Origin of the sequence: Streptomyces cylindrosporus (genome assembly GCF_022698165.1) — a bacterium.
Classification (GTDB): Bacteria; Actinomycetota; Actinomycetes; order Streptomycetales; family Streptomycetaceae; genus Streptomyces; species Streptomyces cylindrosporus.
Genome location: NZ_JALDAY010000002.1, coordinates 279484 through 292735, shown reverse-complemented (window position 1 = coordinate 292735; position 13252 = coordinate 279484). Strand labels below are relative to the sequence as shown.

Here is a 13252-nt window from a genome sequence, read left to right as displayed (position 1 = left end):
CGGGCCCGGCCCCGGCCGTCCCCTTCGGGACGGCGCGGGCGGGCCTTCACCCAGCCCCACCGACGGGAGAAACACCATGACCGGGCTCGCACTGCCCGCCGACCTCGACGAGACCACCGTCACCGCGGCGGCCGTCGCCAGCTTCGACAACACACCTGACCCCAGGCTCCGCGCCTGCCTGTCCATCCTCGTCAAACATCTGCACGCTGCCGTCCGTGAGATGGAACCCACCATCGAGGAATGGGAGCAGGCCGTGGACTTCCTCACGGCCACCGGGCAGAAGTGCGACGACACCCGCCAGGAGTTCGTGCTGCTCTCCGACGTCCTGGGCATCTCCTCCCTGGTGGAGAACATCAACCACCGCAAGTCGCCCAGCGCCACCGAGGCCACCGTCCTCGGCCCCTTCCACATGACCGAGTCCCCCCAGCGGGAACTGGGCGAGAGCATCGACGAGGTCGCCAAGAGCGAGCCCTGCCTGGTCACCGGCCGCGTCGTCTCCGTCGACGGGACTCCGCTACGGGGCGCGGGCGTCGACGTCTGGCAGGCGGACGAGGACGGCTACTACGACGTGCAGCGTCCCGGCGTGCTGCCGCCCGGCAACGGACGAGGTCTGTTCACCACGGACGACGACGGCCGCTTCTGCTTCACCACCGTCGTCCCCTCCCACTATCCGATCCCCACCGACGGACCAGTGGGTCAGCTCTTGCTGGCCACCAGCCGCCATCCCTACCGTCCGGCCCACATCCACTTCATCGTCACCGCCAACAGCCATCTCCCCGTGACCACGCACATCTTCGTCGCCGACAGCCCCTACCTCGACTCGGACGCCGTCTTCGCCGTCAAGCGCAGCCTGGTCCGGGACTTCCGCCGCACCGACGACGCGGACACGGCCACCCGGCACGGACTGCCCAACCCCTTCATGCACACAGAGATCGAACTGGTCCTTGAGCCCGCGCGCGGTGAGGGATCCGCGTGAACGTGATCCCCGGCGGGCACGACTTCACCGTTCCCGCACTGCCTACACGGGTGCTCTTCGGCCCAGGCCGTATCACCGCCCTGGGCGACGAACTGGCGACGACCGCACCAGGCCCGGCACTGCTGCTCTGCTCGGACAGCGGCCGCGAACTGGCCCGACGGCTGACCGCCGAGCTCCCCGGTACCGTCATGGGCGTTTTCGACCAGGCACGCATGCACGTACCCCGGCACACTGTGGAGGCCGCACGCAAGGCCGCAGCCACCGTCGGAGCCCGCGTGTGTGTCGCCGTCGGGGGAGGCTCGGCCATCGGCCTGGCCAAGGCTTTGGCGCTGGAAGCCGGCCTGCCGTATCTCGCGATACCCACGACCTACTCCGGCTCGGAGATGACACCCGTGTGGGGCATCACCGAGGGCGGGATCAAGACCACCGGCCGCGCCGAGAAGGTGCGTCCCGTCACCGTGATCTACGACCCCGACCTGACGTACTCCCTGCCGCCCGACGTGTCCGTCACCAGCGGTCTCAACGCCGTCGCCCACGCCGCCGAGGCCCTCTACGCTCCCGACCGCTCCCCCCTGACCGACCTGATGGCACAAGAAGCGGTACAGGCGATGACTGACTCCCTGCCTGCCGTCGCCGCTCGCCCGACCGCCATCCGGGCCAGGTCGGCCGCCCTCTACGCCGCGTGGCTGTGCGGAATGTGCCTGGGCCTCACCACCATGTCCCTGCACCACAAGCTCTGCCACGCACTGGGCGGCACCCTGGACCTGCCGCACTCGGCGACACACGCCGTACTGCTGCCCCACACCCTGGCCTTCAACCTGGAGGGCGCACCAGAAGCCCGCACGCTCATGGCGCGAGCTCTGGGCCACGACGACCCACCGGCCAGGCTGTGGCGGCTCAACCAGAAGCTGGGCGTACCAGCGTCCCTGAGGGCCCTAGGTGCCGACCGGGCCGATCTGGCGACGGTGGTCGACCAGGCCCTCTCTGTGCCCTATGCCAATCCCCGGCCAGTGGACCGGGACAGCCTCGACACCATCCTGACGGCAGCATTCACCGGCGACGCTCCGCGACCGCTGCCCCGCACCACTTGAAGGAACCTCATGGCCCCCCTCTTTCCGGCTCTGACCCGGACACCGGAACGTACCGCCCTGCAGTTCGGCGATCACCGCATGACGTACGGCGCACTGGCCGCCGCGGCGAATGGCCTGGCTCGGAGGATCGGCGCCGCGCAGCGAGTCGCCGTCTGGGCCACCTCGTCGCCGGAGACCGTGATCGCCGTCGTGGCCGCGCTGTTGGCCGGAGTGCCGGCCGTCCCGCTCAACCCCAAGTCGGGCGAAACGGAACTCGGTCACATCCTGACCGACAGCGCCCCTGCCCACATTCTGGCCGCACCCTCGGTTCAACTCCCCACGGCCTTGGCGGAGATCGACCGCATCGACGTCGACAGGAATCCGGCGAACACGTTTGCTTCCGACGCACTCGAACCGGATGACGGCGCCGCGGCCGCCCTGATCGTCTACACCTCGGGCACCACCGGGCCGCCCAAGGGCGCTGTGCTGCCGCGCCGGGCCATCGCGGCCACCCTTGACGGGCTGGCCGACGTGTGGGAGTGGACCGCCGACGACGTCCTGGTCCACGGACTGCCGCTCTTCCATGTGCACGGCCTCATCCTGGGGGCGCTGGGTCCGCTGCGCCGCGGCGGCACCGTCCGGCACCTGGGACGTTTCAGCACCGACGGCGTCACCAGGGAGCTGTCCTCCGGCGCCACGATGCTCTTCGGCGTGCCGACCATGTACCACCGCATTGCGGAGGAACTCCCAGGAGATCCCGCCCTGGTCAAGGCCTTGTCCACGGCCCGCCTCCTAGTGTCGGGGTCCGCGGCGCTGCCGGTCCACGACCACCAGCGCATCACCACTGCCACCGGCCGTCGTGTCGTAGAGCGATACGGAATGACCGAGACCTTGATGAACACCAGCGTGTGCCTCGACGCCCCGCCCGTCGCCGGCACCGTGGGCCACCCCCTTCCTGGTGTCGAACTGCGCCTGGTCGACGACGCCGACACGGAGATCACCGGTGAGGTACCGGACTCCGTCGGGGAGATCCAGGTGCGCGGTCCCAACCTCTTCTCCGAGTACCTGAACCGGCCCGATGCCACTGCGGCCGCCTTCACCGGGGACGGCTGGTTCCGTACCGGCGACATGGCGGTCCGCGGCACCGACGGATCGATCCGTATCGTCGGCCGGCGGGCGACCGACCTCATCAAGAGCGGGGGCTACAAGATCGGTGCCGGCGAGATCGAGAACGCGCTGCTGGAGCACCCCGCTGTCGCGGAAGCCGCGGTCACCGGTGAGCCGGACGACGATCTCGGAGAGCGCATCGTCGCCTGGATTGTTCCCGCGGACCCTCAGGCACCGCCTTCCGCGGCCGAGTTGGCCGACCATGTCGCACGACGACTCGCCCCGCACAAGCGTCCCCGGGTCGTGCACTTCATCCCCGCGATGCCGCGCAACGACATGGGCAAGATTAGGAAGCGGGACCTGCATGGGTGACACCCGGCCGCGAATGTCGGCGCGCGAGGCGATATCCCTCGCAACCACCCCGGGCAGTTTCCGCGTGCTTCCGCCGCCTCCTGAGAAGGCGGGGGCTGACGTCGACGGGCCGCTGACATGGCACGGATACGATGCCATGCGGTCACAGGCCGCTTGCCGCACCGGTGAGCAGGAGGCCGTCGTGTGCGGCACCGCGCTGGTCGGAGACACGCGCGTGGTCCTGATGTCATTCGAGTTCGGCTTCCTTGGCGGATCACTTGGCCAACGCGCCGGGGATCTCGTCGAGTCCGCCCACGTCTTCGCTCGGCACCACCGCCTCCCGGTCGTCAGTCTGATCGCTACGGGCGGCAGCAGGATGCAAGAAGGCATGCGTGCCCTCTCCCAACTCCAGAGAGTGGCTCAGCAGTCGGCCCGTACCCGCGCCGAAGGACTGCCGCAGATCGCGGTTCTGCGGGATCCCTGTACAGGCGGCGGCTGGGCGACCGTGGGAGCGGGCGCCGACGTCACCCTGGCGCTGCCGGGGGCCCAGGTCGGGTTCGCGGGCGCGCGAGTCCGGCCGGCCGGTGCATCCGACGGGCACTACACGGCCGAAGCCCAGTGGTCGAGCGGTGCGGTCGACGCTCTTGTCACCCCCGCGGAACTCCGGGACAGGCTCGGGCTCTGGCTCGGACTACTGACCCGCGGGTCCACGAAACCGGCGCCGGCGCCGTACGCACTGGGCCGCACGGACTTGCCGACGACGGGCTGGGAAGCCGTACTGCGCGCCCGGCATCCCAGCCGTCCACGTGCCGCGGAGTACCTCGACGCGTACTTCACCCGCAGGGTGCTGATCAGCGGAGACAGAGCGGGCGGCGGCCGAGACGAGGGCGTGCTGTGCGGAGTGGGCGAACACGGCGGTCGTGCGATCGCCTTCGTCGCCCAGCAGGGAACCGACACGCGACCGGCCGGATACCGGACCGCGACACGGCTCGTCCAGCTGGCCGGGCGGCTGTCCCTGCCCGTTCTCACTCTGGTGGACACCCCGGGTGCCGCGAACGATCCGCAAGCCGAACGCGAGGGCGTCGGGGGAGCCATCGCCGGACTTTTCGAGGCACTGGCCACCGCTGCCACACCCGTCACCACACTGGTCATCGGCGAGGGCGGCTCAGGCGGCGCTCTGGCGCTCGCCGCAGTCGGCGACACCTGGGTCACTCCGGACAGCTACTTCTCCGTGATCGCACCGGAGTCGGCTGCGGCGATCTTGAAACGCCCGGCGGGCGACGCCCCCGACATCGCGGACGCCTTCCGCCTCCGGCCTCAGGATGTCGTGCGCCTGGGCGTCGCCCGAGGCATCAGGGGTGCGGCCGGAGAAGGTGCCACGTCTGACGTGGAGAATTCATCGGACTCCGCTCTGTACGAGGCGAGTTGAGAGGAGCGGTTGATGGACACAGCGCTCGCCATGGCCCGGGGCGACCCCGGTTCCTGTGTCGGGACCGTTGGCCACTGACCGCTGGGATCGATCATCTTGCAGCCAGGGGCCTTCGGCTTCGGGGCCTCAATCGGGCCCCGAAGCCGAAGGCCCCTCGGGCAGGCACTGGCAGGTGGCCCGAACGAAGTTCAGGCTTTCGGCGCCGACAGCGAGCGCACCGCGGGTTCGGTCTTGGCTCGGATCTCTTCAAGGGTGACGTTCGGGGCGAGTTCGACCAGGCACAGGCCGTCAGTTGTGACGTCCAGTACGCACAGGTCGGTGATGATCCGATGGACGACGCCCCTGCCGGTGTACGGCAGAGAACACTCCTCCACGATCTTGAAGCTGCCGTCCCGGGCCACGTGCTCCATCAGGACGACGATCTTCCTCGCGCCGTGCACCAGATCCATCGCCCCACCCATGCCCTTGACCATCTTCCCGGGGATCATCCAGTTGGCGATGTCGCCGGTGGCGGAGACCTGCATCGCGCCGAGGACGGCAACATCGATCTTGCCGCCGCGGATCATCCCGAAGGACGTCGCGGAATCGAAGAAGCTCGCGCCACGGCGTACTGTCACCGTCTCCTTGCCGGCGTTGACGAGGTCCGGGTCGACCTCGTCCTCGGTCGGGTAACGGCCGGTGCCGAGGATGCCGTTCTCCGACTGCAACACCAACTCCACACCATCGGGAACGTGGTTGGGGATGAGCGTGGGAAGCCCGATGCCGAGGTTGACGTAGTCGCCGTCCTTGAGTTCCAGGGCCGCGCGTGCGGCCATCTGCTCCCGTGTCCAACTCATTCGGCGCGTACCGTCCTCTTCTCGATCCGCTTCTCCGCAGCCTGCTCCGTGGTGAGGGCGACGACCCGGTGGACGTAGACGCCGGGGACGTGGACCTCGTTGGGGTCGATGTCGCCGGGTTCGACCAGGTGCTCGACCTCGGCGATCGTGACCCGGCCGCACATCGCCGCCAGCGGGTTGAAGTTGCGGGCCGCGTCCTTGAAGACGAGGTTGCCGTGGCGGTCGCCCTTCCAGGCCCGCACCAGCCCGAAGTCGGCCACGATGGCGTACTCCAGGACGTGGTCGACGCCGTCGAAGGGCTCCACCCACTTGGCCGGGGAGATCACCTGGACGGTGCCGTCGGCGCCGTACTTCCACGGGATGCCGCCCTCGGCGACCTGGGTGCCGACACCGGTGCGGGTGTAGAACGCCGCGATGCCGGAGCCGCCGGCACGCATCCGCTCCGCGAGCGTTCCCTGTGGAGTCAGCTCGACCTCCAGCTCACCGGCGAGGTACTGCCGGGCGAACTCCTTGTTCTCCCCGACGTAGGAGGCCACCACCCTGCGCAGTCGCCCCGCGCTGAGCAGGATGCCCAGCCCCCAGTCGTCGACGCCGGCGTTGTTCGACACCGTCTCCAGCTCGTCGACACCGGAATCCAGCAGGGCCTGGATCAGCACCGCCGGGATGCCGCACAGCCCGAAGCCGCCCACGGCGAGGGTGCTGCCCGAGGGGATGTCGGCGACCGCCTCGGCGGCCGAGGCCACGACCTTGTCCATCACGCCCTCCCCGCGTTCGCGGCGAGCCGTTCCCTCAGCGCCGGGGGCAGCGGTGCCGGGCGGCCCTCGGCGTCGACGTGGACGACGGTGTGCTCACCGTGCACGCAGACGCCCAACGGGCCCACGACAGTCCAGGTATAGGCGATCGAGGAGTTCCCTACGTGCTCGACATCGAGGCGGACGGTGTACGAGTCACCGGCTCTGAGCGGCTGTTCGTACGCGGCCGCCGTCGCACGACGCGGGAACCTGCCGATGTCGATGTCCGGCATCACCGAACGGTAGAAGGCGTGCTCGGTGTTCTCCGCCCACCGGTACGCGGCGGAGTAATGGAACCGGCCGGAGGCATCGGTGTCGGACCAGGCGACGACGCCGGACGCGCTGTGGACGCTCATGCCGCCACCTCGTCGAGCTGCTTGAGCCCCAGCATCTCGCGTGCCTCGCTCGGACTGGCGATCTCGTAGCCGAGTTCACGGATGACGCGCACGGCGCGCTCGGCGAGTTCGAGGTTGGTCGCAAGCCGGCCGCGCGAGTAGTAGAGGTTGTCCTCCAGGCCGACCCGCATGTGGCCGCCGAGGAGCAGGCCGTGGGTCGTCGCCGGGAGCTGGGTCGGCCCGATGCCCGAGACCCCCCACACCGTTCCTTCGGGAAGGTGCTCGACGAGCAGTTGGAGGATTTTCGGGGTGTACGGCAGACCGCCCTGGAATCCGCGCTGGCCGCCGAGCACGATGTTGCAGTAGTACGGCCGGGAATCCAGGCCCTCGGCGGTCAGGGTGGTGAAGTCGGACAGGATGTGGCCGAGGTTGAAGACCTCCCACTCCGGCTTGATGCCGCGCTTGGTCATCTCCTCCAGCAGCCAGCGGGAGCGCTTCGGCGTGGTGGTGACGAGGTACTCCCGGTCGGGGGTGCTGGCTGTAATCGTGTGCGAGTCGAGGGTGGCCATCTCGCAGCCCACGCCCTCGATGCCCTTGATCCGCTGGTGCCAGTCGAGTTCCCACAGCTCGTCATTGAGTTGGACCGGCATGTCGCCGTGGATGCCGCCGCCGGTGGAGTTGTTGATGACGATGTCCGTCCGGGCCCGGATCAGCGAGTTGATCTCGGAGTACACGTCGGGATCGCAGGTGGCGAGCCCGTCCGCGCGGCGGGCGTGGACGGCAACGACACTGGCACCGATCTCCCAGCAGCGGGCCACGTCGTCGGCGATCTCCTGCGGAGTGACGGGCAGGTACGGACTCTGCTCCTTGGTGGCCATGCCGCCGGTCGGGGCGATGGTCAGGATGATCTTGCGGCTCATCGGTGGTCTCCCGCGGTGGTGCCGGTGCGTTCGAAAGAGGCGAGGTCGAGTTCGAGATCGTGGAACGGCTCGTGGCCGCTCAGATGCACGTCGACCGCGAGCAGGGCTCCGGTGCTCGGGCAGGCCCAGCCGGTGACCGCCAGGTCGGAGTGGAGGGCCGTGCCGACGGATGGTGGCAGGGTCAGGGCGAATCGGTGGGCGCCCTCACGCCACTTGGTGGAGCCGGAGGAGAGCACGACGCCCTCGGGCGTACGCACCTGGAATCGCCCGGTGGCCGCGTCCTTGACCAGAAGCAGCCGGTCGCCCAGCCGTACCGCGTCGCTGGGAACCGCGTCGGTGACCGCCACCGGGTCCATGACGGCGACCGGTTCGACGCCCAGCCGGGCGGCGCGCCGCTCCCGGCGGGCGGCGGCGGTGGCGGTCGCGTCGACCGACCCGCCGTCCCCGGCGAGGACCACCCCGTAGCTCTCCCGGGCTTCCACCTCGGTGACCAGGCCGTAGCGGATGTCGTCCAGGACGTCGGCGGGGTCGCGGTCGAGCGGGTCGCCGATGCCGCCGCCGCCCTGCCAGGTCACCTCGAACAGGTCGGCCGGGGTGATCGGGAAGGAGCCAGGCTTCGGCCCGAGGTCCCGGGGCTGTTCCCCGGCGGCCCGGAAGCGCTGGCTGACCATGGCGCCGGGCAGGCCGCCGCCGAGTCCGACGGAGTTCGGCACCTCGGCGCCGTGCGTCATCACGAGCGCCTCGGCCTGAGGCACGGAGACGGTGATGCCGACCTCGGCACCGAGACCGCCACGGCGGCGACCGGCACCGCCGGTGCCGGGGGCGAGACGCCGGTAGTGGTAGAAGAGCGGGGTCTTCTGCTCGTTGACCTCCACGTCGGCGATCGACGGGCAGGGCGCGTTGATCGGTCCGGCGGCATTCTGGCCGTCGTGGTCGGCGAAGGCGCCGAAGCCGCCGGCCAGCGGGTCCATCAGATGCAGGCCGAACACCTTGCCGTGCCGGTCGCGGCCGGAGAGGTTGAACGTCGCCATCGTGCCGCTGCTGACGGCCTGGGCGCGGTGCGCGTACTTCGGCGAGGCGAGCAGCAGCCGGTTCAGCGCCGCGGAGACGACGTTGCTGACCGTCCAGACGGCCTCGACGGTGGCCGACCCGACCGGCGCCGGCGGCACCGCGGTGCAAACCAGCCCGTCCGGCGCCGAGATCTCCACCGGGCGCAGCAGGCCCTCGTTCCACGGGATGCCGAAGCCCAGGGTGGGGATCACCGCACCCGCGACGCCACCGGCCAGGCCGGCCCGCGAGGAGTTCACGAATCCGTTCGCCTGCGGCGAGGAACCGGAGAAGTCGAAGTGCAGACTGTCACCGCGTTTGGTCAGCACACAGTCGATGACGAAGAGGAGGTTCTGCTTGCCGTCGTGTTCGAGGAAGTCGCGGGTGTGGACGACCCCGTCCGGCAGCTCGCGCAGCCGCGCGCGCACCAGGGCCTCGGCGTCGTCGACCATCGTGTGCATCACCGAGAGCACGGTGGACTTCCCGTACCGGTGGGAGAGGTCGGTGAGCCGCTCGGCCGCGACGTTCAGGGTGGCGATGAAGGCCCGGATGTCGAGGCCCACCTGGTCCGGAAGGCGCGACGCGGTGAGGATCATCTCCAGGACGTCCTCGCGCAGTTCACCGCCGTCGACCAGCTTGACGGCCGGGATGCGCAAACCCTCTTGCCACACCTCGGTGGCCTTGGGCGACCACGAGGCGAAGTCCATGCCGCCGATGTCGGTCTCGTGGGCCATCACACCGGCCCAGCCGAGCAGTTCGCCGTCCACGATCAGCGGCGCGCACATCTGCACGTCGTTCTGGTGCAGTGCGCCGATGAACGGGTCGTTGCCGATGATGCGGTCGCCGTCCTTGAGCTTGGTGCCGTTGCTCAGCAGGTGCCGGATGAGCGACCCCACGGGGGGCGCCTCGAAGGTCACCTGGTGCCCCATGGTGACGAAGGCGCCGTCCGGCAGGTAGATGCCGGTGAAGAAGTCGCTCGCCTCGGTCACCGTCGGGCTGCCGCTGACGGACTGCAGCGCGAGCCGCATCTGGTCGGTGATGGCGACGAGGCGGCTGCGGACGACCTGGCGGATCACCTGGTCCGTGCTCGCGCCGTCCGGGGAGACGGGGGCGACGTCGATCGCGACGGTCATGTCAGTTCACCTTCACGTGGATGAGGCCGAGTGCGTCGGTGGTGGCGACCCCGCGCGGGGGAATCACCACGACACAGCCGGGGAGCTGGACGAGCGCGGGACCGGCGATCTCCTGACCGGCCGCCGGACGGCGGACGGTGTACACGGCGGTCTCGTCGGGCCGGTCGGCGTCGTCGAACACGACCGGGCGCGTCCCGAGCCGGGTGAAGGGCTCGCCCGTGCCGTGGCCGTCCGCGTCGGCTGCGGGCAGGGCCGCCACCGAGCGCACCGAGAGGATCTCGAACCCGGCTTCCCGGAAGCCGGATTCCTTGCCCCACAGTTGCTCGTACTCCTTCTCGAAGCAGAGGAGGAGCTCCGCGGCGGCGTCCTTGTCGGGTGCGGCGGCAACGGTGACGTCGACGTGGTGGGCCTGGCCGAAGTAGCGGATGGACGCCGTGTGGGTGACCGTGCCGACCCCGGGGTCGGGAAGGGCCGCGAGGGCGCGCGCCCGGGTGTCGTCGAGCGCGTCGGCGACGACCCGCGCGTCCTGGTCGCTCGGGCCGACCTCGGCGAGCACGCGCCGGTAACAGGTGCGGGAGGCCGTGGTCCTGAGGTCGGAGGTGCCGGCGCCGAAGGCCGACTGCGCGGTCGCGGTCGGCGGCACGACGAAGCCGGCCAGGCCTGCCTCGCGGCACAGCGCCCACGCGTGCGACGGCCCGGATCCGCCACCGGCGACCAGGGTGAACTCCCGCGGGTCGTGGCCGCGTTCGATGGTGACGGCGCGCAGCAGGTCGGCCATCGCGTTGTCGAAGACGACCCGGATCGCCCGGGCCGCTTCGACGGCGTTCAGCCCGAGGGGCGCCCCGACCCTGTCCGTGATGGCCCGCCGCGCGGCCTCGCGGTCCAGGACGATGCCCCCGCTGCCGAACTGCTCCGGGTCGAGCACCCCGAGGACGAGGTCGGCGTCGGTGGTCGTCGGCTCGGTGCCGCCCTTGCCGTAGCAGACCGGGCCGGGTTCGGCACCGGCGCTGCGCGGTCCGACGCCGAGCGCGCCGCCCTCGACCGCCGCGATCGATCCGCCGCCGGCGCCGATCGAGGCGATGTCGATGCTCGGCACGCGCATGTCGGCGCCGCCGAAGGTGACCTCGTCGCTCATCAGCGCGACGCCGCCCGCGATGACGCCGACGTCGAAGCTGGTACCGCCGACGTCCATGGTCAGGACGTGCGGGGTGCCGAGTTCGGCGCCGAGCTTCTGGCCCGCCACGACGCAGGACGCCGGACCGGAGAGCAGGTTCGACACCGGCCGCTCGGTGACCGTCCGGGCCGGGACCACGCCGCCGGCGCTCGTCGTCATCATGATGGGGGCGGTCATGCCGAGGGCGGCCAGCCGCTCCTCAAGGAGGGTGAGGTAGCGCCCCTGGACCGGCCCTAGCGCCGCATTCGCCACAGTGGTCGATGCGCGTGCGTACTCGCCGACCGAGGGGGCGATCTCGTGGGAGAGGGAGAGGAAGACGCCGGGCAGCTTCTCCTCGACCAGCCGGGCGACGGCGAGTTCGTGGGCCGGGTTCTCGGTGGCCCACAGCAGGCAGACGGCGACGGCCTCCACCCCGATCTCCCGCAGCCTGCCGATCGCGTCGAGCACGCTGCCCTCGTCCAGCGGGGTGCGGACGACACCGTCCGCGTCGACGCGCTCCGTGATCTCGACGACCTGGGTGCGGGGCACCAACGGCGGGACCTGGCCGCGCAGATGGTAGTCGCCGAGGTCCAGGCCCTGCAGCCCGGCCGTGCCGCGACGCAGCCTGCCTATCTCCAGGACGTCGCCGAAGCCGGCGGTCGTGATGAGCCCGGTCCTCGCCGAGCGTCCGGTCAGCAGCGCGTTCAGGCCGACGGTGGTGCCGTGCCCGAACCGGGTCACCCGGGAGCACAGCTCGCCGGTGTCCAGACCGACGGTCCCGGCGGCCAGGTGCACGGCGTCGATCACGCCCGTCACCACGTCGGACGTGGTGGGGGACTTGCACACCCAGGACTCGCCCTCCGGGGACCGCAGCCACAGGTCGGTGAACGTGCCCCCGACGTCGGTGCCGATCGCCCAGCCGGAGGCGGTGGATGGAGTGGTCATGGCTCCCTTTCAGAGTCGGTCGGCGACCCAGTCGGCGATGTAGTGCGCGGGAACGGATTCGTTGTCCGCGCCGGCGTGCGACGCACCGCCCTCGGCGCGGCTGAACACCTTGAAGTGACGGTCGGGGCTGCCCACGGCGTTCTCGTACTCGGGTACGGCGAACTCCATGGGGATCTGCCGGTCGTCCTCGCCGTGGGTGACGAGGAAGGGGACGGTGATCCGCTCGACCACGCCCTCCAGCGTCATGTTCGGGGCGAACGCCATGAAGTCGTCGAGGCCGTCCTTGCCGAACACCCACTGGACGTGGTCCCAGTAGTGCGGCACGGGGTTCTCGCCCTCGCGCTGCAGGCGGCGCTTCTGGAGTTCGCCCCAGTTGTGGTTGGCGCCCCAGACCGCGCAGAGTTTGAAGCGCTTCTCGAACGCGGCCGCGCGCGGGGCGTAGTAGCCGCCCAGCGAGACACCGCTCATGCCGATCCGGGTGGCGTCGACGTCCGGCCGCGTCTCCAGGTAGTCGACCGCGGCACTCGCCCAGCGTTCGCTGTCGTGGACCGCGTGCAGTCCGCGCTCGCGCAGCGAGGCGCCGGTGCCGGGCTGGTCGACGCAGAGCGTCGCGATGCCGCGACGCGCCAACTCCCTCGGCAGGCCCAGCCGGAACAGCATCTCCTTCATCGAGTCGAGGCCGTTGCAGAAGACCATCACCGGGTAGCCGTCCGCCGGGGGCTCACCGTCGGCGGGCACGAACAGCGCGGGGTACGAAGTGCCCTCGTAGGGGACCTCGACGAACTCGGCGCGTTCCCCGCCGTGTTCGATCGCGAGCCGGCACGTCTCGACGGACTTGCGGTAGGCGGTCTCGCGCGGCGCGTAGTGACGGCTCTGCATGCGCTCGGCGACCAGGTAGTAGACGGAGGCGCGGGCGTAGCGCGCACCGGCCGACAGCGGATGCCCCTCGGCGAGATCCCGCTCGGCGCCCCGGACGAGTCCGTCGGCGAAGTCGCACCACGACCGGAAGAACTTCTCGGTGCCGGCGTCGTCGCCGTCCTTGGCCGCGTCGGCGAGCGGGGCGCAGATCTGCTCGACCTCGCCGATCTGGCCACCGCAGTTCATGGCGATGCTGACCGACAGGCTCCACACGTAGTTGGTCGGGAAGTAGCGGAACATG

General features: G+C 70.4%; 11 protein-coding genes. 4 read left to right on the top strand and 7 right to left on the bottom strand.

The features are described from left to right. Positions 1-76: 76 nt before the first annotated feature. From MQP27_RS06420 to MQP27_RS06405, 4 genes are read left to right on the top strand one after another with little or no spacing between them, the layout of a single operon-like run. The gene (locus MQP27_RS06420; RefSeq protein ID WP_242762118.1) at positions 77-976 is read left to right on the top strand and encodes a dioxygenase family protein; all 900 of its coding nucleotides are present in this window, start codon (positions 77-79) and stop codon (positions 974-976) included. Beyond that, complete coding sequence (locus MQP27_RS06415; RefSeq protein ID WP_242762117.1) at positions 973-2067, top strand: maleylacetate reductase; 1095 nt, start codon at positions 973-975, stop codon at positions 2065-2067. Before MQP27_RS06420 ends, MQP27_RS06415 begins: the two co-directional genes overlap by 4 nt. Positions 2068-2076: 9 nt before the next feature. Beyond that, complete coding sequence (locus MQP27_RS06410) at positions 2077-3525, top strand: acyl-CoA synthetase (protein WP_242762115.1); 1449 nt, start codon at positions 2077-2079, stop codon at positions 3523-3525. Then, positions 3518-4933: a carboxyl transferase domain-containing protein gene (locus MQP27_RS06405; RefSeq protein WP_242762113.1), complete on the top strand. Its 1416-nt coding sequence runs from the start codon at positions 3518-3520 to the stop codon at positions 4931-4933. Before MQP27_RS06410 ends, MQP27_RS06405 begins: the two co-directional genes overlap by 8 nt. Positions 4934-5121: 188 nt before the next feature. Here MQP27_RS06405 and MQP27_RS06400 read toward each other — a convergent pair whose 3' ends face one another. Genes MQP27_RS06400 through MQP27_RS06370 form a run of 7 tightly spaced genes read right to left on the bottom strand, consistent with a single transcriptional unit; the run spans position 5122 to position 13251 of the window. After that, entirely contained in the window at positions 5122-5769 is a 648-nt protein-coding gene (locus MQP27_RS06400) for a CoA transferase subunit B (protein WP_242762111.1), read from the bottom strand. Then, the gene (locus tag MQP27_RS06395) at positions 5766-6524 is read right to left on the bottom strand and encodes a CoA transferase subunit A (RefSeq protein WP_242762103.1); all 759 of its coding nucleotides are present in this window, start codon (positions 6522-6524) and stop codon (positions 5766-5768) included. Before MQP27_RS06395 ends, MQP27_RS06400 begins: the two co-directional genes overlap by 4 nt. After that, on the bottom strand, positions 6524-6916 hold the full coding sequence (locus MQP27_RS06390) for an acyl-CoA thioesterase (RefSeq protein WP_242762101.1): 393 nt from the start codon (positions 6914-6916) through the stop codon (positions 6524-6526). Before MQP27_RS06390 ends, MQP27_RS06395 begins: the two co-directional genes overlap by 1 nt. Beyond that, on the bottom strand, positions 6913-7815 hold the full coding sequence (locus MQP27_RS06385; protein WP_242762099.1) for a beta-keto acid cleavage family enzyme: 903 nt from the start codon (positions 7813-7815) through the stop codon (positions 6913-6915). Before MQP27_RS06385 ends, MQP27_RS06390 begins: the two co-directional genes overlap by 4 nt. Beyond that, positions 7812-9995, bottom strand: coding sequence for a hydantoinase B/oxoprolinase family protein (locus MQP27_RS06380; protein ID WP_242762097.1), 2184 nt, complete (start codon positions 9993-9995; stop codon positions 7812-7814). Before MQP27_RS06380 ends, MQP27_RS06385 begins: the two co-directional genes overlap by 4 nt. A gap of 1 nt (position 9996) precedes the next feature. Further along, positions 9997-12093: a hydantoinase/oxoprolinase family protein gene (locus tag MQP27_RS06375; RefSeq protein ID WP_242762088.1), complete on the bottom strand. Its 2097-nt coding sequence runs from the start codon at positions 12091-12093 to the stop codon at positions 9997-9999. Positions 12094-12102: 9 nt separating this feature from the next. Continuing rightward, on the bottom strand, positions 12103-13251 hold the full coding sequence (locus MQP27_RS06370) for an alpha/beta hydrolase family protein (protein ID WP_242762086.1): 1149 nt from the start codon (positions 13249-13251) through the stop codon (positions 12103-12105). Position 13252 lies beyond the last annotated feature (1 nt).

Coding starts and splice junctions, on each gene's coding strand:
- MQP27_RS06420 (WP_242762118.1), top strand. CDS start 77: ATGACCGGGCTCGCACTGCCCGCCGACCTCGACGAGACCACCGTCACC.
- MQP27_RS06385 (WP_242762099.1), bottom strand. CDS start 7,815: ATGAGCCGCAAGATCATCCTGACCATCGCCCCGACCGGCGGCATGGCC.
- MQP27_RS06405 (WP_242762113.1), top strand. CDS start 3,518: ATGGGTGACACCCGGCCGCGAATGTCGGCGCGCGAGGCGATATCCCTC.
- MQP27_RS06380 (WP_242762097.1), bottom strand. CDS start 9,995: ATGACCGTCGCGATCGACGTCGCCCCCGTCTCCCCGGACGGCGCGAGC.
- MQP27_RS06370 (WP_242762086.1), bottom strand. CDS start 13,251: ATGTTCCGCTACTTCCCGACCAACTACGTGTGGAGCCTGTCGGTCAGC.
- MQP27_RS06375 (WP_242762088.1), bottom strand. CDS start 12,093: ATGACCACTCCATCCACCGCCTCCGGCTGGGCGATCGGCACCGACGTC.
- MQP27_RS06410 (WP_242762115.1), top strand. CDS start 2,077: ATGGCCCCCCTCTTTCCGGCTCTGACCCGGACACCGGAACGTACCGCC.
- MQP27_RS06395 (WP_242762103.1), bottom strand. CDS start 6,524: ATGGACAAGGTCGTGGCCTCGGCCGCCGAGGCGGTCGCCGACATCCCC.
- MQP27_RS06390 (WP_242762101.1), bottom strand. CDS start 6,916: ATGAGCGTCCACAGCGCGTCCGGCGTCGTCGCCTGGTCCGACACCGAT.
- MQP27_RS06400 (WP_242762111.1), bottom strand. CDS start 5,769: ATGAGTTGGACACGGGAGCAGATGGCCGCACGCGCGGCCCTGGAACTC.